Below are 18,289 nucleotides of genomic sequence, written 5' to 3'. Positions count from 1 at the left end.
CTTTTTCGTTTCACTGGCTGATGCGGTGCGCCTGCTCAATCTGCCACTCGAAGTAGCGCTGGCCGCTGAAGGCGATGGTGGCCATGAGCACGCCGGCGCCCAGCATCAGCCCGGCGATGGCGCCCAGCACCGGGCCCCAGCGCGTGTCCTGCACCGGCTGGCCCGGGTTGTGGCGCGCGTCCCAGCGCGCATCGGGCGTGAGGCCGTAGAGGATGGCGAAGAGCGCCGCCTGCGCCAGCATCAGTCCCAGCAGCGGGATCAGCGCCCAGGCGGCGTGGTCGTCCTGGCCGAGCTCCAGCATGCGGCGCACGCCGTGCAGCCCGGCCAGCGTGGGCCAGGGGTGCAGCCAGCCCGGCAGGTCGCGCCAGCCGTACAGGTAGAAGCGGTGCAGGCCCAGGCTGCCGCCCAGCAGGGCGATCCAGGTGGCCAGCGTCTTGGATTTGTAGGGAGAGGCGCCGGACGCGCCGGACGCGTCCCGAGCGCTCAAGCGCGCTCCTGCGGCGGCGTCGTGGCGCCTTCGCCCAGCGCGCGCTGCATCAGCACCACGTCGACCCAGCGGCCGAACTTCCAGCCCGCCGCGGCATGGCCGCCGCAGCGCTCGAAGCCGCAGGCTTGGTGCAGTCCGATGGAGGCGGCGTTGGCCGAGTCGCCGATTACGGCCACCATCTGCCGCGCGCCGCGCGCCTCGCATTGCGCCATCAGCTCCACCAGCAGCGCGCGGCCCACGCCCTGGCCGCGGGCGTCGGGGTCGAGGTAGATGGAGTCTTCCAGGCAGAAGCGGAAGGCCGGGCGCGGGCGCAGCTGGTTGGCGTAGGCGTAGCCCAGCACCGTGCCGCCGCGCTCGGCCGTCAGCCAGGGCCAGCCGCGGGCGAGCACGTCCTCGCGCCGGCGCAGCATTTCCTCGGCTGCGGGCGGCTCGGTCTCGAAGGTGGCGCAGCCGTGCAGCACGTGGTGCGCATAGATGCGGGCAATGGAGGGAAAGTCCTCGGGCGTGCTCGGGCGGATCAGCAGCGGGTTCATGTCGGGGGCAGGGTCAGGCCGGATTTGGTGCCGGCTTCGGGGATTGGCTTCCAGTCAGTTTATAATGCGCGGTTTCGGTGTTGGCGGGCTTAACAGGCCTGCGCGTATCTAACGGCGCCGAACAAGCGGGCCGCGCGTGCCACAAGGGCAGTTTTTCTGCTGGGCGCCGCGGCAATTTTTCCGATCTGCCTGGCCTGCACGTGTCCCTGGTGCGGCGATCGTTTCCCTGCACATCGAGTCAATCACATGGTCGTCATTCGTCTGGCCCGCGGCGGTTCCAAGAAGCGCCCCTTCTACAACATCGTCGTCGCTGAATCGCGCGAGCGCCGCGACGGTCGCTTCATCGAGCGCGTGGGCTTCTACAACCCCGTGGCCTCCGGCGCCGAGCAGCCGCTGCGCGTCGCTCTGGAGCGCGTGAGCTACTGGACCGGCGTGGGCGCGCAAGTGTCGCCCACCGTGGCGCGCCTGCTGGACCAGGCCAAGAAGGCCACCGCCGGCCAAGCCCCGGCCGCCGCTGCCGCCGAGCCGGCTGCTGTTGCCGCTGCCGAGTAATCGGCGCTGAACCCGCTGCAAGCCGATGTCCTGGGCGCCTGACGAGCCGAGCTGGCCCGCCGACGCGGTGGAGGTCGGCCGCGTGACGGGTGCCTGGGGCATCAAGGGCTGGATCAAGGTCCTGCCCCATGCCAGCGATCCGCAGGCGCTGTTCTCCTCGCGGCGCTGGTTCCTGCAGCCGCCCGAGCGGCTGCCGGCCGCCGCGGCGGCCAGCTTCCCCAAGCTGCTGAAGATCACGGCCGCGCGCGAACAGGGCGACGCAGTGGTGGCCAGCGCCCAGGAGCTGCCCGACCGCAACGCGGCCGAGCTGCTCAAGGGCGCGCGCGTGTTCGTGTCGCGCGCGAGCTTCCCCACCGCCGACGACGGCGAGTACTACTGGGTGGACCTGATCGGGCTGGAGGTGATCAACCGCGAGGGCGTCGTCCTCGGCGCGGTGACGGACCTGCTCGACACCGGCCCGCACAGCGTGCTGCGGGTGCAACCCAAGGAAGTGCCCGCCGGCATGAGCGCGCTCGAAGCCGAGCGGCTGATTCCCTTCGTCGCCGCCTACATCGACCAGGTGGACCTGGCGCAAAAGCGCATCACGGTCGACTGGGGCGCCGACTACTGACGCCGCCGCCCTGCGCGCGGTGCATGCCTGCCGTGCTGCGCTTCGACGTCATCACCCTTTTCCCCGAGCTGTTCGCGCCGCACCTGGAGGTGGGCGTGACGCGCCGCGCCTATGCCGGCGGCGGACTGCAGCTCAAGCTCTGGCCCTTGCGCGACTTCGCCGAGGGCAACTACCGGCGCGTGGACGACCGCCCCTTCGGCGGCGGCCCGGGCATGGTGATGATGGCCCCGCCGCTGGAACGCGCCCTGGCCGCCGTGCGCACCGAGCGTGCGCAGGGGGAGGGCGATGCGCCGCCGGTGCCGCTGATCCACTTCTCGCCCACGGGGCGCGTGCTCGACCAGGCCCTGGTGCGCGAGCTCGCCGCCGGACCGGGCGCCGTGCTGCTGTGCGGGCGCTACGAGGGCATCGACCAGCGCTTCATCGACCGCCACGTGGACCTGGAGCTGAGCCTGGGCGACTTCGTGCTCTCTGGCGGCGAGCTGCCGGCGCTGGTGCTGCTCGATGCCGTGGCGCGGCTGCAGCCCGGCGTGCTGCAGGACGCGGCCTCGCACCAGCAGGACAGCTTCGAGGACGGGCTGCTCGACTGCCCGCACTACAGCCGTCCGGAGCAGCTTGCGCGTGCGGACGGCGGCGTGGACGCGGTGCCGGAGGTGCTGCTCTCCGGCCACCACGGCCGCATCGCGCGCTGGCGCCGGGAGCGCTCGCTGGAGCTGACGGCGCGCCGGCGGCCTGACCTCATCGAGGCCGCGCGCGCGGCCGGGCGCCTGAGCCGCGAGGACGAGAAGTTCCTGCGCACGCTGGACCTCGATCCGCCGCCGGCGCCTTAAATCCCGCCGGCCGCACCAGCCTCCCAAAAAAGGCCTTGTGGCTTGGGATATAATCGAGGGCTTTTCGATCCTCTGCCGGGCGAAATTCTTTCGCAGCCTGGGCTGGTCATTCGGACCTGACGCCTGGGCCAACAACCGACGTGCCGGCACGATCCCTTGGAGAACCCCATGGACCTGATCCAGACCCTCGAGCAGGAAGAAATCGCTCGCCTGAACAAGACCATCCCGGCGTTCGCCCCCGGCGACACGGTGATCGTGAACGTGAACGTGGTGGAAGGCACCCGCAAGCGCGTTCAGGCCTATGAAGGCGTCGTGATTGCCAAGCGCAACCGCGGCCTCAACAGCAGCTTCATCGTGCGCAAGATCTCCAGCGGCGAAGGCGTGGAGCGTACGTTCCAGCTGTACAGCCCGCTGATTGCCGGCATCGAGGTCAAGCGCCGTGGTGACGTGCGCCGCGCCAAGCTGTACTACCTGCGCCAGCGCAGCGGCAAGTCGGCCCGCATCAAGGAAAAGCTGGCCTGATGACGCCGCCGGCCAGCCCTCACGGGCCGGCCTCGCGAGCAGAAAAGCCGCCCCCAGGGGCGGCTTTTCTTTTTCCGGCCGGGCCCTGCGCCCGTACCCGAAGCGGGCCGGGATTGCCGGCCTGCGGTCTTCGCGGCGCGGGCCTATGCTGAGTCCATGACCACCCTGATCCTCGATCCCCAGTCCGTGCCGGTGATCGGCATGGACGAGCACTTGCCCGCCGTGCCGGCCGAGCGGCTCACGGCCGTGGCGCTGCGCCAGCGCTTCGCGAATCCGCCGCCCTGGCAGCCCGAAACCCGCGCCGACGGCCGGGACGCGACGATCCAGGCCAAGGCCGATGCCTCGGTGCTGGTGCCGCTGGTGGAGCACGCCGACGGTTCATTGCACGTCCTGCTGACGCAGCGCACGGCGCACCTGAAGGCCCATGCCGGGCAGATCAGCTTTCCCGGCGGGCGCGCCGAGCCCACGGACGCCGACGCGGTGGCCACCGCGCTGCGCGAGGCGCAGGAGGAGGTGGGCTTGGAGCCCGAGCGCGTGCAGGTCATCGGCTCGCTGCCGGCCTACACGACCATCACGGCCTTCAGGGTCACGCCGGTGGTGGCGCTGGTCGGCGTGCCCTACGAGCTGCGCATCGATCCCTTCGAGGTGGCCGAGGCCTTCGAGGTACCGCTGGCATGGCTGATGACGCCGGCACACCACCGTCGACACCGCATCGAGCTCGACGGCGCGCCGCGGCAGTTTCTTTCCATGCCCTGGACCGCTGTCGGCAGCCAGCGCGAGTACTTCATCTGGGGCGCCACGGCGGCCATGCTGCGCAACCTCTACCGCTTCCTGGCCGCCTGAATCGATCGCGCGCGCAGGCGCGCCCGCGGCCCGGCACGGCCGGTGCCGCCGCACCAGGACGGCGCGGCGCCATCGGTATGATCCACAACGATGAGTTTCTTCGCCGTCCTGCTGGCCCTGTTGATCGAGCAGCTCAAGCCGCTGCCTCGGGACAACCGCATCCATCATGCGCTGATCTCCTGGGTGCGCTGGACCGGGCGCAACTTCGACGCCGGGCGCGAGCATCACGCCTGGGTGGTGTGGGGCGTCACGGTGCTGGCGCCGGCGCTGCTGGCCTCGCTGCTGTACGTGGGCGTCGCGCACCTGAGCATGGTGCTGGCGCTGGCCTTCGACGTGCTGGTGCTCTACCTCACGCTGGGCTTCAGGCAGTTCAGCCACTTCTTCACCGACATCCGCGATGCGCTGGACCGCGGCGACGAGCTGCAGGCGCGCCAGCTGCTGGCCGAGTGGCGCCATCTGGACACCAGCGAGCTGCCGCGCACCGAGCTGCTGCGCCACGTCATCGAGCACGCGCTGCTGGCGGCGCACCGCCACGTGTTCGGCGTGTTCTTCTGGTTCGTGCTGCTGTCCTCGCTGGGCCTGGGCCCGGCCGGCGCGGTGCTCTACCGCATGGCCGAGTTCGCCAGCCGCTACTGGGCCTTCAAGAGCCGCACCCTGGGCGTGCCGGCCAACGAACGGCTGATGCGGATCTCGCAGCAGCTCTTCGGCGGCATCGACCACGTGCCCGCGCGGCTCACGGCCTTCGGCTTCGCGGTGGTGGGCAACTTCGAGGAGGCGGTCAACGGCTGGCGGCGCGATGCCGGGCTGTGGTTGCATCAGAACGAGGGCATCATCCTCGCCGCCGCGGCCGGCGCACTGGGCGTGCAGCTCGGCGGCAGCGTGGCCCCTGGCGTCACGCCCGACCGCAGCAAGACCTTCCACGTGGGCGCCGGCGGCGAGATCGAGGGCGCGCTGGGCTCCACGCCCGGGCTGCCGCCGCAGCTCGGCCACCTGCAGAGCATCGTCGGCCTGGTGTGGCGCTCGATGGTGCTGTGGCTGCTGCTGCTGGCGCTGCTGACGCTGGCCAACGTGCTCGGCTGAATCCGCCGCGCCTCGCAGCCCGGGCTGAAGGCCCGGCCCGGATGAGGCGGATCCTGCCTCACCACTTCGTGCGTTCCAACTCCTCGCGGATCTCGCCGTAGATGCGGTAGCGGCTGGCGGCGATGTCACCGCGCTCCACCGCGGCACGCACGCCGCAGCCCGGCTCGTGGCGGTGCGTGCAGTTGTAGAAGCGGCACTCCGGCACATGCGCGCGCAGGTCCGGCATGAGCATGGGTAGCTCGTCCGCCGGGATCTGGCGCAGGCCGAATTCCTGGAAGCCGGGCGAGTCGATCAGCGCGCCGCGGCGCAACGCCGGGTCCAGCCAGTACCAGCGCGTGGTGGTGGTGGTGTGGCGGCCGGAGTTGAGCGCCTGCGAGATGTCGCCCACCTGCGCCTGCGCGTCCTGCACCAGCAGGTTCACCAGCGTGCTCTTGCCCGTGCCGCTGGGGCCCAGCACCAGCGTGGCGGCGTCCTGCAGCAGCGGCGTGAGCAGCGCGCGCGACTCCTCCGGGCGGGTCTTGAGCGAGGCCTCCAGCACTTCCACGCCCATGGCGCGGTAGGGCTGCAGCCGCTCGCGCGCCGCGTCGGCCTGCGGCAGCTCGGCCTTGTTGAGCAGCACGCGCACGGGGATGCCGGCGCTCTCGGCGGCGATCAGCGCGCGGCTGAGCTGCGACTCGCTGAACATCGGCTCGCCGGCCACGAGCATCAGCACCTGGTCGATGTTGGCGGCGAAGGACTTGGTGCGCCACTCGTCCTGGCGCATCAGCAGGTTGCGCCGCGGCTCCACCTGCTCGACCACGCCCTCGTCGCCGCTGGCCTGCCAGCGCACGCGGTCGCCCACCACGCACTCCAGCTTCTTGCCGCGCAGGTGGCACTGCACGCGCTCGCCCTCGGGCGTCTCCACCATCACGTGGCGTCCGTGCGCGGACACCACCAGCCCGATATCGAGCTCGCTATGGCGCCCCATGATCAGGACTGCGCCCGCAGGGCTGCCAGGCGCTCGGTGGCCGGCGGGTGCGAGTAGTAGAAGCGCGCGTACAGCGGATCGGGCGTGAGCGTGGAGGCGTTGTCCTCATGCAGCTTGAGCAGCGCGTTGGCCAGGTCGCGTCCGTCGGCCTGGGCGCAGGCGTAGGCGTCGGCCTCGAACTCGTGGCGGCGCGACAGCCGCGCTCCCAGCGGCGAGAGCAGGAACATGAAGGGCGGCAGCACCAGCATGAACAGCAGCAGCGCCAGCGCGTCGTTGGGCGCGTCCAGGCTGGGCTGCACGCCCAGGCCCAGGTAGAACCAGGCCTGGCTGGAGAGCCAGCCCAGCAGCGCCAGCCCGGCCAGGCTCAATCCGAAGGCCAGCACCATGCGCTTGAGCACGTGGCGGTGCTTGTAGTGGCCCAGCTCGTGCGCCAGCACGGCCTCGATCTCGTTGCCGTTGAGCTTGGACAGCAGTGTGTCGAAGAACACCACGCGCTTGGCCGCGCCCAGGCCCGTGAAGTAGGCGTTGGCATGCGCGGAGCGGCGGCTGCCGTCCATCACGAACAGGCCCTTGGCAGCGAAGCCGCAGCGCTGCATCAGCGACTGCACCTGCGTCTTGAGCTCGCCCTCGGGCAGCGGCGTGAAGCGGTTGAACAGCGGCGCGATCAGCGTCGGGTACAGCACCAGCGCCAGGAGCTGGAACCCCGTCCACGCGCCCCAGGCCCACAGCCACCACAGCTGCCCGGTGGTGCCCATGATCCACAGCACCAGCGCCGCCAGCGGCAGCCCGATGAGCACGCCCACCAGCAGGCCCTTGAGCATGTCGCCCAGGTACAGCTTCCAGGTCATGCGGTTGAAGCCGAAGCGCTGCTCCAGCACGAAGGTGCGGTAGAGCTCGAAGGGCAGGTCCAGCAGCGCGCCGATGACCGCGAAGGCACCCAGCAGCGCGAGCTGGTAGCCCATGTCGCCCAGCACCGGCTGCACGTTGTCGCGCAGCAGCGCGTTGAGCGCATCCAGCCCGCCCAGCAGCGTCCAGGCCAGCAGCAGCGCCGAGCTGAAGGCCGCCTGCAGCAGCCCGAAGCGCCCGCGCGCCAGCGTGTAGTCCGCCGCGCGTTGATGTGCGCGCAACGACACCGCTCCGGCAAAGGCCGCCGGCACCCTGTCGCGGTGCAGTGCCACGTGGCGCATCTGGCGCGTGGCAAGCCAGAATTTCAGGAGCAGCGCCAACAGCACGGCGCCTGCGAAGAGCAGGGTCAAGGCAGACATGGCGGCAAGTGTAGGGCTGCGACAATCGCCCCCTTTCCAGCCAGCCCACGAGGACTTTTTCCCATGACGACCGAGCTCGCCGCCAGCGACCAGAACCTGATCTGGATCGACCTGGAGATGACCGGCCTTTTCCCCGACCGCGACCGCATCATCGAGATCGCCGTCGTCGTTACCGATGCCCAGCTCAACGTGCGTGCCGAAGGGCCCGTGTTCGCCATCCACCAGAGCGACGCCACGCTCGACGCCATGGACGCCTGGAACAAGGGCACGCACGGCAAGAGCGGGCTGATCGACCGCGTGAAGGCGTCCACCGTGGACGAGGCGCAGGCGCAGCAGGCCGTCATCGACTGGCTCAAGCAGTACGTGCCTGCGGGCAAGAGCCCGATGTGCGGCAACTCCATCTGCCAGGACCGGCGCTTCCTCGCCAACTACATGCCTAAGCTGGAGTCCTTCTTCCACTACCGCAACCTGGACGTGAGCACGCTCAAGGAGCTGGCCAAGCGCTGGAAGCCCGCTGCGCTGGAAGGCTTCAAGAAGGCGCAGGCGCACACCGCGCTGGCCGACATTCAAGAGTCCATCGACGAGCTGCTGCACTACCGCCGCACCTTCCTGGCGGTCTGACGCTTTTGGGGTTTTCAAGCCCCAAAAATAAGGGCTTTCACGGAGGCCCTTACAATGCGGGCTCGGTGCTGATTTGTGGGCACCGTTCGTTCATCCCCTCTGACCTTCATCGAGTTCTCCCGCACGACAGCGCGTGGCGGAACTTGATCTTCCTGCGGACCCGCTCGGGCTTCGTAGAACCGGTCGGCGGCGATGCCGTCGCTTTTGGACCGGTGCACCTGCCCGCTTCTCCCTTGGGCCGGTGGAAATGTTCCTTCCGTTCCTCCCGCGACTTGCTCTGGCGGTGCCTGTGTGGCGCAGCCAAGCCGGCTGCTGTCAGCTGGCGCTGAAGAAAATACTCTGATGACTTTTGCTTCCCTGGGCCTCCACGACGCCCTGACCCGTGCCGTCTCCGATGCCGGCTACGAGAACCCGACCGAAGTGCAGGCCCGCGCCATTCCTCCCGCGATGGAAGGCCGCGATCTGCGTGTGTCCTCCAGCACCGGCAGCGGCAAGACCGCCAGCTTCGTGCTGCCCGCGCTGGAGCGCATCCTGGCCGCCCGCGGCGACAACACCAAGCGCCGTGACAAGGGCATGACCGGCCCGCGCGTGCTGGTGCTGGCCCCCACGCGCGAGCTGGCGCAGCAGGTGGCCAAGGCCGCCACGGACTACGGCCGCCACGTGCAGGGCCTGCGCGTGGTCACCGTCGTCGGCGGCGTGCCCTACGGCGCGCAGCTCAAGGCGCTGCGCGGCCCGGTGGACATCCTGATCGCCACGCCCGGCCGCCTGATCGACCACGTGCAAAGCGGCAAGGCGCTGCTGCAGCACGTGGAGATGCTGGTGCTCGACGAAGCCGACCGCATGCTGGACATGGGCTTCATCGACGACATCAACTTCATCGCCAGCCAGTTGCCCGAGCAGCGCCAGACGGTGATGTACAGCGCCACCTTCGCCGGCCACGTCGGCCGCCTGGCCGACGAGCTGCTGCGCGACCCGCTGTCGGTGGACGTCGCCTCGCACACCGACACGCACGAGAACATCGAGCAGCGCCTGCACTGGGCTGACGACCTCACGCACAAGAACGCGCTGCTGGACCATCTGCTCACGGGCCGCGAGGTCGAGCAGGCCGTGGTGTTCACCAGCACGCAGATCGACGCCGACCGCCTGGCCGACCGCCTGGGCGAGATGGGCCACTCGGTGGCCGCGCTGCACGGCGGCATGCCGCAGGGCCGGCGCAACCGCGTGCTCAACGGGCTGCGCAACCGCCAGCTGCGCGTGCTGGTGGCCACCGACGTGGCCGCCCGCGGCATCGACGTGCCCACCATCAGCCACGTCATCAACTTCGGCCTGCCGATGAAGGCCGAGGACTACGTGCACCGCATCGGCCGTACCGGCCGTGCCGGCCGCTCGGGCCTGGCGGTGACGCTGGCCGAGCGCCGCGACGTGGTGATGATCAAGCGCATCCAGCAGTTCACGACGCAGACCATTCCCGTGGCCACCGTCGAAGGCCTGGAGCCGCGCCAGCCCGAGCCGCGCATCTACCCGGGCCGTCCGGACGGCGGCAGCCGGGGCGGCAAGCCCTTCGGCAAGGGCAAGTCCTTTGGCGGCCCGCGCCGTGAGGGTTTCGATCGCGGTCCGCGCCGTGAAGGCGGTTTCCAGCCGCGCGGCGAAGGCTTCGAAAGCCAGCGCGGCGAGCGCTTTGCCGCCCCGCGTGAAGGCTTCGCGCCGCGCCCCGAGGGCAGTGGCCACTTTGGTGGCCCGCGTCCGGAAGGCCGCTTCGAGCGCCGTCCGGAAGGCGCCTTCAGCCGCCAGGGCGACGGCAACCGCCACCATGGCGCACCGCGCGACCGCAGCCCCTTCGAGCGCCCGCAGGGCCCGGGCGGGTTCGATCGCAGCGGTGAGCGTCCGGCTGGCCGTGGCGGCCGTTTCGGCGAGCGCCAGGGCGACCGCGGCGGCTTCAGCGCCGAACGTGGCAGCCGCGGCCCGCGCCGCGACGGCGACTGGGAGCGTTGATCGCCTGCAGCGGGCGGCCAGCCTGTCCCGCTGAAGCGCTGAACCCCTGAATAAAAAACCCGCCTGGCGCGAGCCCGGCGGGTTTTTTCATGGGAAGAGGGCGATCAGGCCTTGAGCAGCTCGACCTCGAACACCAGCGTGGCGTTGGGCGGGATCACGCCGCCGGCGCCGTAGGCACCGTAGCCCAGCTCGGGCGGGATCACCAGCACGCGCGTGCCGCCTTCCTGCATGCCCTGCACGCCCTCGTCCCAGCCCTGGATCACCTGGCCCGCGCCGAGGTTGAAGCGGAAGGGGTCGCGGCGGTCCTTGCTGGAGTCGAACTTGCGGCCACGGCCGTCCGGCTTGGACGGGTCTTGCAGCCAGCCGGTGTAGTGCACCGTGACGTTGGTGCCCGCTTGCGCGGTGGCGCCGGTACCCGGCGTGGTGTCTTCGTACTGCAGGCCGGAAGCGGTGGTGATCATGCGGAGCGTCTCCAGAGCAAAGCGCGCATCATGCCAGCGCCTCACGAGCCCCGGTGCCGCCACAGCCCGATCAGGAAGCTGGCCAGCGCCAGCACGATGAAGAGCACGAACAGGATCTTGGCGATGCCCGCCGCCCCGGCGGCGATCCCGCCGAAGCCGAACAGCGCCGCCAGCAGCGCGACGATGAAGAAGACGATGGCGAAGGCAAGCATGGCTGGAAGTGGGCAAGGGTGGCGAGGGATGCCGCGAGCCGCGGCCTCACGATGCTTCCAGCGTAGGTGCCCGCCGGCCTGCCCGGCATGGGACGGGGCTGGCTGCCGCTGTCGGTGCGGCCTGCATCGGCCTGTAGGACAGCGCCCACACGCCGCCTTGACGGGACGATTTCCTTGCGCTTCAGGCAGCCGGGTCGGCCTGCGGTGCCGGTGCCTTGTCGCACAGCGGCAGCGCCGCCTCGATGCGCGTGCCCTGGCCCGGTGTGCTGTGCAGCTGCAGCCGCCCGCCCTCGGCCTCGACGCGGTAGCGCATGCCCAGCAGGCCGTGCGCCGACGCCTTCTGCATCCGGGTGTCGAAGCCGGAGCCGTCGTCCTGCACCGCGGCCACGGCCCAGAGGCCCTGTTCGCGCAGCGTGATGCGCACCTCGCGCGCCTGCGCGTACTTGGCGACGTTGGTGAGCCCCTCCTGCACCAGCCGGTACACCGTCAGCTCGCTGGCCGGCGTCAGCCGCACCGCCTCCAGCGAGCTCTGCACCTTCAGCCCCGAGCGCTGCTCGAACTCGCGCGCCAGGATCTCCAGCGCCGCCACCAGGCCCAGGTTGCTCAGCGCCGAGGGGCGCAGGTCTTCGATGATGCGGCGCTTGAGCGCGATGCCGCTGTTGAGCGTGCTGGTCAGGTGCTCGATGCGCGTACCGAGCTCCGGCGGCACGGTGCCCATCTGCACCAGGCGCGAGCGGATGCGCGCCAGGTCCAGCTTGGCGGCGGTCAGCAGCGCGCCCAGCTCGTCGTGCAGCTCGCGCGCCAGGCGGCTCTTCTCGTCCTCGCGCGCAGTCTGCAGGTGCTGCGCCAGGTGGGTGAGGTCGGACGTGCGCTGGCGCACCTGCCGCTCCAGCCGGTCGCGCTCCTCCTGCAGCGCCTGCTGGCGCGACTGGCGCTCCTGGTCCAGCGCCACGCTCTGGCGCAGGTACAGGAAGAAGGCCAGCAGGCTGATGGCCGTGACGGTGCCCACGCCGATGCGGTTGACCTGCAGCGTCTCCTTGATGTCCTCGCGCTGCAGGTTGATGGCCTCGGTCTCGCTGTCGATGAGCGCGTCGGCTGCCTCCTGCATGGCCTGCATCGCCTCGCGGCCGATGCCGCTGCCCACCAGCTCGCGCCAAGCCTGGTCGCGGCCCTGGTTGTGCAGCTCCAGCGTGGTCTCCAGCTCCGAGAGCTTGCCGGCCACCAGATGCAGCAACCTGTCCAGTTGGGGGCGTTGGGCATCGTCCTTGCCATAGCGCTGCTGCAGCGCCAGGGTGGCGTCGCGGATGTCCTGCACGGCCTTCTTATAGGGCTGCAGGTACTCGGGCCGGCCGGTGAGCAGATAGCCGCGCTGGCCGCTCTCGGCGTCCACCACGGCCAGCAGCAGCTGGTGCGTCGCCACGCGCGCCAGGTTCTGCACCCGCAGCAGCTCGATGGATTGCACGGCATGGCGGTAGGACAGCTCGCTGATGAACAGCAGCCCCAGCGCCGCCAGCAGGGCCAGCGGGAAGCTGAAGGCGCTGCGGCTGAAGCGGTCCAGCCACGCCGCCAGCCTCGGCATCGTGGCCAGAATATTCTTCATCGCAGGGCTAAAGGTAGGTAGAGCCATGATCCGAGTTGCCATCGTTGACGATCACGCCATCGTTCGGGCGGGCTTGAAGCAGTTCCTGGCCGAGCAGGAGGACCTGCAAGTCACAGGAGAGGCGGCCAATGGTCGCGAGGCGCTGGAGCTGCTGCGCAAGGGCGAGCTGGACGTGATGCTCATGGACCTGTCCATGCCCGACCACGGCGGCGTGGATGCCTTGCAGGCCGTCAAGGCCCGCGCGCCGGAGCTGCCGGTGCTGATCCTCAGCGGCTTCCCCGAGCAGCATTACGCCACCACGCTGCTGCGCCAGGGCGCCGCGGGCTATCTCAACAAGGAGTGCGAGCCCGAGGAGATCGTGAAGGCCATCCGCACCGTGGCGCGCGGGCGGCGCTACATCACGCCGGCAGTGGCCGAGCTGCTGGCCGATCAGCTCGATGGCGGCGGCGACAAGGCTCCGCACGAGCTGCTGTCCGAGCGCGAGTTCCAGGTTTTCCTGCGCTTGGCCCAGGGCGAGACCATCGGGCATATCGCCGACCACATGGCGCTCTCCGTCAAGACCGTCAGCACCTACCGCACCCGCGTGATGGAGAAGATGAACCTGTCCTCCAACAGCGATCTCACCTACTACGCGCTCAAGCACGGCCTCATCCAGTAAGCCGGCCTTCCGGGCCGGGCCCGCGCGGCGGGCACGGGCTGCCGGCAACGGCAAGCAGCGTGCGCGCTGCCCGCGCGTCGAAGGGCGACGGGCATGCCGCCAGGGACGCGGCAGCGGCTTCAGTGGTCGGTGGCGGCGGCGCCGGCGAGCTGCATGCACCAGGCGATGAGGGTGTCGATCTCGTTGGACTTGTCGAACACCTCGTCGGCGCCCAGCTCCAGGCAGCGACGGCGCATGTCGGGCGTGGCAAAGTTGCTGAGCACCACCTTCTTGGTCAGCGGACGCAGCTTCTGCGCCGCCTGCAGCACGCCCAGGCCCGTGCCGCCCTTGAGAAAGATGTCCACGATCATCAAGTCGCAGTGCTTGCTGGCCTCGGCCAGCCAGCGCAGCGCGGTGCTCTCATCCTCGGCCGAGCCCACGACCTGCAGCGGCACCAGTTCCTCCAGGGTCGCGATCAGGTTCTCGCGAATGACGGGACTGTCTTCGACGATGTAGGTGCTCAGTGGTAATGACATGGGCCGGATGTCGTGGTGCGCGCCCTGATCGGCGTGGGCGCATGTTAGGGCGATGCACCAAGAAGTGGCTGTAGTCGCGCGCGGCTGCTCGCTGTAGGAAGCTTCCTACCGCAAGTGCATAACATTGCTCACCTGGCATCCACCCAGCGCCGAGCCCAGGCCTCGGTCGCCCGCTTCAGCCAGGTGTCCACGTCACCGGCCTCCACTTCTGGCAACTGCAGTGCCTGCCCCGCGGTGCGCAGCGCGGCCAGCGGGTCGTCCAGCGCCAGCGGCGGCGCGCCATGCTGCTTGGACAGCTTCTCCCCGCGCGCGTCCAGCACCAGCGGCAGGTGCAGGTACACGGGCAGCGCCACCTGGAGCTGGCGCTGCAGCCAGATCTGTCGCGGCGTGTTGTCCGCCAGGTCCTCGCCGCGCACCACGTGCGTGACGCCCTGGCGCGCGTCGTCCACCACCACGGCGAGCTGGTAGGCCCAGCAGCCGTCGGCGCGCTTGAGCACGAAGTCGCCCACCGCGTGCGTCAGGTCCTGCCCTTGCGGGCCCAGCCGCCGGTCCTGCCAGTCGATGCGCACCGGCGCGTCCTCCGTGCCGCAGCGCAGCCGCCATGCGCGCGCCGGCTTGCCGTGCAGCCCGTCGCGGCAGGTGCCGGGATAGACGCGCTCCTCGTGCCGCTGGTGCTCGTGGCCCTGGGCCGAGAGCGCCGCCTCGATGTCGCGCCGCGTGCAGCCGCAGGGGTAGGCCAGGCTGCGCTGGGCCAGCTCGTCCAGCGCCTGCTGGTACAGCGCCTGGCGCTGCGACTGCCACACGGGCGGCTCGTCCGGGCGCAGATGCAGCACGTCGAGCTGGCGCAGGATCTCGCGGTCCGCGCCGGGCACGCAGCGCGGGCCGTCCGTGTCCTCGATGCGCACCAGCCAGCGCCCGCGCTGCGCGCGCGCGTCCAGCCAGCTCGCCAGCGCGGCCACCAGCGAGCCCGCATGCAGCGCGCCCGTGGGCGAGGGCGCGAAGCGCCCGACGTAGTTCTTCTCTGGGTTCACTGGTTCAATCCACCGGCATCGGCATGCCGCAGTGGCGCTCCAGCAGCGCCTGGCGCGTGGCCGGGCTCTGCAGCTGCTCCAGCCACCACTGCAGCGCCAGGCCCTGCGGCGCCTTGCGCGGCTGCGGCGCGGCCGAGGCGCGCCACGCGTAGCCCAGGCGCGCACGGGTCTGCTTGCGCTGCGTGGCCTTGACCACCAGCCGCCCCGCGCGGATGTGCTCGCGCGCGATCGGCTCGGGCACGAAGCCGCAGCCCAGGCAGCGCAGCTGCGCCTCGATCTTGGCCTGCAGGCTGGCCACGGTGAACACGTCCTGCCCGGGCAGCAGGTTCACCGTCAGCGGCGTGAGGCGCTGCGCCGAATCCGCCACCGCCACCGCGCGGTGGCGCAGCAGCTCGGCGTCGGTGATCGTCCCGTCGTGAGCGGCCAGCGCGTGGTGCGGCGCCACGGCAAAGACGAAGTCGATTTCGCCCAGCGTGCGCAGCTCGATGCCCGCCGGCACCGCGTGGTCCACGTCCACGCCGATGGCCAGGTCCGCCTGGCCCGACACCAGCGCCTCCCAGGTGCCGGCCAGCACCTCGGTGCGCAGCCGCAGCCGCGTGCCCGGGCCGTCCTGCCCGGCAGGGCGCAGCGCGTAGAAGGCTTCGCACAGCTCGAACATGGTCAGGCGCGAGATCACGCCGTCCATCGCCACCGTGAGCTGCGTCTCCCAGCCGCCGGCCACGCGGCGCACCCGGTGCGCTACCGCTTCCATCTCCGCCAGCAGGCGTCGGCCCTCGCTGAGCAGCTCCTCGCCGGCGGCGGTGAGCTTGGCCTGCCCGGAGCGCCGGTCGAAGAGCAGCACGTCCAGCGCGTCTTCGAGCTGGCGCACGCTGTAGGTGAGTGCCGAGGGAACCTTGCCCAGCTCGCGCGCCGCCGCGGCAAAGCTGCCGCAGCGCGCGATGGCGTCCATCATCGCCAGGGCGTCCGGTGTCAAGGCGTTGTGCCGCTTCATCATGGCTTCATCTTATTTGAACGGGCACTTCAAGCCCTTGGCGGCTTGGTTACAGAGTTGATTGCCTACAGTGGTTTGCATGATCAGCGTGCGCAAATCCGAGGACCGGGGCTTTGCCGACCACGGCTGGCTCAAAAGCTTTCACACCTTTTCGTTTGCCGACTACTTCGACCCGGCCCGCATGGGTTTCGGCCGGCTGCGGGTGATCAACGAGGACCGCATCGCCCCCGGCACCGGCTTCGGCACCCATGGCCATTGCGACATGGAGATCCTGAGCGTCGTGCTCGAAGGCGCGCTGGCGCACTGTGACAGCCTGGGCCATGCCGGCGTCATCCGGCCCGGCGAGGTGCAGGTGATGAGCGCCGGCCGCGGCGTGCGCCACAGCGAGACCAACGGCGCGCCTGGCGAGGTCACGCATTTCCTGCAGATCTGGCTGCTGCCCAGCGAAACCGGCATCGAGCCCGGCTACGCGCAGCTGGCCGTGGACCCCGCGCGCAAGCGCGGCCGGCTGGCGCTGGTGGCCGCGCCCGAGGCGCGTGAGGGCACGCTGCGCTGGCATGCCGACGCGCGGCTGCACGCCGGCTGTTTCGACGGCATGGAGTCCGCCACGCTGGCGCTGGACGAGGGCCGCCTGGGCTGCGTGCACGTGGCGCGCGGCAGCGTGGAAATCAACGGCCAGCGCCTGCGCGCCGGCGACGCGGCCATGCTGCGCGATGAGCCGCGCATCGAGCTGTGCGCCGGGAAGGGCGCGGAGGTGCTGGTGTTCGACCTGGCGTCCTGATCGGCCGGCCACCGTTTCGGCCCGGAGCCGCCCCGGGGCGTCGCTACAGTGGCGCCCCATGAAAAATCTGATCAACCTGCTGAACGGGCTGCCCTGGCCGGACTGGCTGGCGCTGGCCTGGTTCCTGGTCGGGTGGGTGGGCTACGCCACCTTCGCGCGGCGCCAGGGCTTCGCCGAGCGCTCGCTGCTGGCCACCAGCAACCGCGTGCGGCGGCAGTGGATGCTGCAGGCCACGTTCCGCGACAACCGCGTGCTCGACGGCGTGGTGGTGCAGAGCATGTCCTCGGGGCCGAGCTTCTTCGCCTCGACCACCATCCTGATCATTGGCGGCCTGCTGGCCATGCTGTCCACGACCGAGCGCGTGGCGGAGCTGGTCAAGGAGATCCCGTTCGCCGCCCGCACCAGCGTGCTGATCTTCGACCTCAAGCTGGTGCTGCTCACGGGCATCTTCGTGCACGCCTTCTTCCGCTTCACCTGGAGCCTGCGGCAGTACAGCTTCGGCGCGCTGCTGGTCGGGGCGGCGCCGGACCGGGACGTCTTCGCCGGCATGGGCGAGCGCGCCCCGGCCGAGCGCGAGGCCTTCGCCGACCGCGCCGGCCACGTCATGGCGCTGGCGGCCGAGGCCTTCAACGACGGGCTGCGCGCCTACTACATGGCTTTCGCCGTGGTGGGCTGGTTCTTCTCGCCGGTGTTCTTCATGGCCGCCACCGCCGGCGTGCTGTGGGTGCTGTACCAGCGCGAGTTCCGCTCCGAGGTGCTCAAGGCGCTGCGGACCTGAGCGGCCGCTGTGCTCAGTGCCCTTCCAGGAAGGGCTGCACCGCCGCCAGGCTGCGCGCCGGCGCCTCTTCCTGCGGCAGGTGGCCCACGCCGGAGAGCAGCAGCAGCCGGCTGCCCGGGATCTTGCTGCGCAGCGCCTGCGCCTCGGCCAGCGGCGTCAGGCTGTCCTCGTTGCCCCACAGCAGCAGCACGGGCAGTTTCAGCCGGCTGAACATCTCCTGGCTTTCCTGCTCGCTCGGCCGCTGGCGCCACTGCTCCAGCAGCGCCCAGCGGTTGCCCTCGCGCTGCAGCAGCTCCTGGCGCCGGTCCACCCGCGCCGCGGTCACTTTCGCGCCCGGGGCGTAGAGCCAGTCCAGCGTGCTGCTCACCAGCAGGCGCGGCAGCATCGAGGTCACCAGCCACTGCGGCAGCGGCAGCGAGGGCAGCACGCGCAGCGGCAGGGGCAGCGTCTCCGGGTCCTGCGGCGCGCTGGACACCAGCAGCAGCCGCGTCACGCGCCGGGGCGCCTGCAGCGCCATCTGCGCCGCCACCTCGCCGCCATGGCCGTGGCCGACCAGGCGCATGCGCTCCACGCCCAGCTGGCTCAGCAGCGCCAGCACGCGCCGCGCGTCGGCCTCGCTGCGGTAGTTCCCCTCGCGGGCCGGGTCCGAGAGGCCGTTGCCGGGCAGGTCGATGCGGATCACGCGGTGCGTGTTGCGCAGCGCCCGGCTCCATTCCTCCCAGTCGTGCAGGCTGCCGCCCAGGCCGTGCAGCATCACCAGGGGCTGCGGATCCAGCAGCGGCCCCTCGTCGCGCAGGTGCAGCACGCGCTCGTCCACCTCCATGAAGCGCGAGGGCGCGGCGCCCCAGCGCTCCACCAGCGTCTGCGGCGGGCGCTCCGGCGCATGCGACACCGCCACCAGCAGCGAGGTGGCCAGCAGCGCCACGCCGGCCATGCGTACCAGCACCGCCCGGATGCCCATCG

The 18,289-nt window shown here is 70.7% G+C and carries 22 protein-coding genes; 11 read left to right on the top strand and 11 right to left on the bottom strand.

Features of this window, described 5'->3' with window-relative positions; genetic code table 11:
- Positions 1 to 10 precede the first annotated feature (10 nt).
- Positions 11 to 487, bottom strand: coding sequence for a hypothetical protein (locus tag H537_RS0120425; RefSeq protein WP_043459350.1), 477 nt, complete (start codon positions 485 to 487; stop codon positions 11 to 13).
- Positions 484 to 1,020 carry a GNAT family N-acetyltransferase gene (locus H537_RS0120420; protein WP_028999318.1) on the bottom strand — a complete coding sequence of 179 codons (537 nt, stop codon included), beginning with the start codon at positions 1,018 to 1,020 and terminating at the stop codon, positions 484 to 486. Before H537_RS0120420 ends, H537_RS0120425 begins: the two co-directional genes overlap by 4 nt.
- A gap of 246 nt (positions 1,021 to 1,266) precedes the next feature.
- Between H537_RS0120420 and rpsP the strand changes: the two genes are divergently transcribed.
- The 6 genes from rpsP to H537_RS0120390 all read left to right on the top strand — a co-directional run bounded on the left by rpsP (position 1,267) and on the right by H537_RS0120390 (position 5,454).
- Positions 1,267 to 1,572: a 30S ribosomal protein S16 gene (rpsP, locus tag H537_RS0120415; RefSeq protein ID WP_028999317.1), complete on the top strand. Its 306-nt coding sequence runs from the start codon at positions 1,267 to 1,269 to the stop codon at positions 1,570 to 1,572.
- A 25-nt stretch (positions 1,573 to 1,597) separates the two neighbouring features.
- On the top strand, positions 1,598 to 2,182 hold the full coding sequence (gene rimM, locus H537_RS0120410) for a ribosome maturation factor RimM (RefSeq protein WP_028999316.1): 585 nt from the start codon (positions 1,598 to 1,600) through the stop codon (positions 2,180 to 2,182).
- 35 nt (positions 2,183 to 2,217) lie between these two features.
- Positions 2,218 to 3,009 (top strand): tRNA (guanosine(37)-N1)-methyltransferase TrmD, encoded by a 792-nt coding sequence (gene trmD, locus H537_RS0120405; RefSeq protein ID WP_028999315.1) that lies wholly within the window; start codon positions 2,218 to 2,220, stop codon positions 3,007 to 3,009.
- A 168-nt stretch (positions 3,010 to 3,177) separates the two neighbouring features.
- Entirely contained in the window at positions 3,178 to 3,531 is a 354-nt protein-coding gene (gene rplS / locus H537_RS0120400; protein WP_028999314.1) for a 50S ribosomal protein L19, read from the top strand.
- A 156-nt stretch (positions 3,532 to 3,687) separates the two neighbouring features.
- Positions 3,688 to 4,374 carry a CoA pyrophosphatase gene (locus H537_RS0120395; RefSeq protein WP_028999313.1) on the top strand — a complete coding sequence of 229 codons (687 nt, stop codon included), beginning with the start codon at positions 3,688 to 3,690 and terminating at the stop codon, positions 4,372 to 4,374.
- Positions 4,375 to 4,464: 90 nt separating this feature from the next.
- The gene (locus H537_RS0120390; protein ID WP_028999312.1) at positions 4,465 to 5,454 is read left to right on the top strand and encodes a CobD/CbiB family protein; all 990 of its coding nucleotides are present in this window, start codon (positions 4,465 to 4,467) and stop codon (positions 5,452 to 5,454) included.
- Positions 5,455 to 5,512: 58 nt separating this feature from the next.
- Here H537_RS0120390 and rsgA read toward each other — a convergent pair whose 3' ends face one another.
- Together rsgA and H537_RS0120380 are read right to left on the bottom strand one after the other, a co-directional pair.
- On the bottom strand, positions 5,513 to 6,421 hold the full coding sequence (gene rsgA / locus H537_RS0120385) for a ribosome small subunit-dependent GTPase A (RefSeq protein WP_028999311.1): 909 nt from the start codon (positions 6,419 to 6,421) through the stop codon (positions 5,513 to 5,515).
- Between the two features lie 2 nt (positions 6,422 to 6,423).
- Positions 6,424 to 7,686: a M48 family metallopeptidase gene (locus tag H537_RS0120380; RefSeq protein WP_028999310.1), complete on the bottom strand. Its 1,263-nt coding sequence runs from the start codon at positions 7,684 to 7,686 to the stop codon at positions 6,424 to 6,426.
- A gap of 63 nt (positions 7,687 to 7,749) precedes the next feature.
- On the opposite strand from H537_RS0120380, the gene orn reads away from it, so the two are divergent.
- Together orn and H537_RS44410 are read left to right on the top strand one after the other, a co-directional pair.
- Positions 7,750 to 8,307 carry an oligoribonuclease gene (orn, locus tag H537_RS0120375; RefSeq protein WP_028999309.1) on the top strand — a complete coding sequence of 186 codons (558 nt, stop codon included), beginning with the start codon at positions 7,750 to 7,752 and terminating at the stop codon, positions 8,305 to 8,307.
- 342 nt (positions 8,308 to 8,649) lie between these two features.
- On the top strand, positions 8,650 to 10,299 hold the full coding sequence (locus H537_RS44410) for a DEAD/DEAH box helicase (RefSeq protein ID WP_084150838.1): 1,650 nt from the start codon (positions 8,650 to 8,652) through the stop codon (positions 10,297 to 10,299).
- Between the two features lie 104 nt (positions 10,300 to 10,403).
- On the opposite strand, the gene H537_RS0120365 is transcribed toward H537_RS44410, so the two are convergent.
- The 3 genes from H537_RS0120365 to H537_RS44405 form a co-directional block, all read right to left on the bottom strand.
- Positions 10,404 to 10,760: an FKBP-type peptidyl-prolyl cis-trans isomerase gene (locus tag H537_RS0120365; protein WP_028999308.1), complete on the bottom strand. Its 357-nt coding sequence runs from the start codon at positions 10,758 to 10,760 to the stop codon at positions 10,404 to 10,406.
- A gap of 41 nt (positions 10,761 to 10,801) precedes the next feature.
- A complete protein-coding gene (locus tag H537_RS51410) occupies positions 10,802 to 10,972 on the bottom strand; it encodes a DUF1328 family protein (RefSeq protein WP_028999307.1) in 171 nt (56 codons plus the stop codon).
- A 181-nt stretch (positions 10,973 to 11,153) separates the two neighbouring features.
- A complete protein-coding gene (locus H537_RS44405; RefSeq protein WP_238446743.1) occupies positions 11,154 to 12,572 on the bottom strand; it encodes a CHASE3 domain-containing protein in 1,419 nt (472 codons plus the stop codon).
- 25 nt (positions 12,573 to 12,597) lie between these two features.
- On the opposite strand from H537_RS44405, the gene H537_RS0120350 reads away from it, so the two are divergent.
- Complete coding sequence (locus H537_RS0120350) at positions 12,598 to 13,230, top strand: response regulator (RefSeq protein WP_028999306.1); 633 nt, start codon at positions 12,598 to 12,600, stop codon at positions 13,228 to 13,230.
- Positions 13,231 to 13,349: 119 nt separating this feature from the next.
- Here H537_RS0120350 and H537_RS0120345 read toward each other — a convergent pair whose 3' ends face one another.
- The 3 genes from H537_RS0120345 to H537_RS0120335 form a co-directional block, all read right to left on the bottom strand.
- A complete protein-coding gene (locus H537_RS0120345; protein WP_028999305.1) occupies positions 13,350 to 13,745 on the bottom strand; it encodes a response regulator transcription factor in 396 nt (131 codons plus the stop codon).
- 128 nt (positions 13,746 to 13,873) lie between these two features.
- Positions 13,874 to 14,776: a tRNA glutamyl-Q(34) synthetase GluQRS gene (gene gluQRS / locus H537_RS44400; RefSeq protein WP_064736009.1), complete on the bottom strand. Its 903-nt coding sequence runs from the start codon at positions 14,774 to 14,776 to the stop codon at positions 13,874 to 13,876.
- A 4-nt stretch (positions 14,777 to 14,780) separates the two neighbouring features.
- Entirely contained in the window at positions 14,781 to 15,770 is a 990-nt protein-coding gene (locus H537_RS0120335) for a LysR family transcriptional regulator (RefSeq protein ID WP_028999304.1), read from the bottom strand.
- A 76-nt stretch (positions 15,771 to 15,846) separates the two neighbouring features.
- Here H537_RS0120335 and H537_RS0120330 point away from each other — a divergent pair, with 76 nt between their 5' ends.
- Positions 15,847 to 16,548, top strand: a complete 702-nt coding sequence (locus H537_RS0120330) for a pirin family protein (protein ID WP_028999303.1) — start codon at positions 15,847 to 15,849, stop codon at positions 16,546 to 16,548.
- Between the two features lie 58 nt (positions 16,549 to 16,606).
- On the top strand, positions 16,607 to 17,326 hold the full coding sequence (locus tag H537_RS0120325) for a DUF599 domain-containing protein (protein ID WP_028999302.1): 720 nt from the start codon (positions 16,607 to 16,609) through the stop codon (positions 17,324 to 17,326).
- Positions 17,327 to 17,339: 13 nt separating this feature from the next.
- On the opposite strand, the gene H537_RS0120320 is transcribed toward H537_RS0120325, so the two are convergent.
- Positions 17,340 to 18,287 carry an alpha/beta fold hydrolase gene (locus H537_RS0120320; protein WP_043459346.1) on the bottom strand — a complete coding sequence of 316 codons (948 nt, stop codon included), beginning with the start codon at positions 18,285 to 18,287 and terminating at the stop codon, positions 17,340 to 17,342.
- Positions 18,288 to 18,289: the final 2 nt, after the last annotated feature.

It is taken from the genome of Azohydromonas australica DSM 1124, from assembly GCF_000430725.1.
GTDB lineage: Bacteria > Pseudomonadota > Gammaproteobacteria > Burkholderiales > Burkholderiaceae_C > Azohydromonas > Azohydromonas australica.
This window is presented reverse-complemented; position numbering and strand designations above follow the sequence as displayed.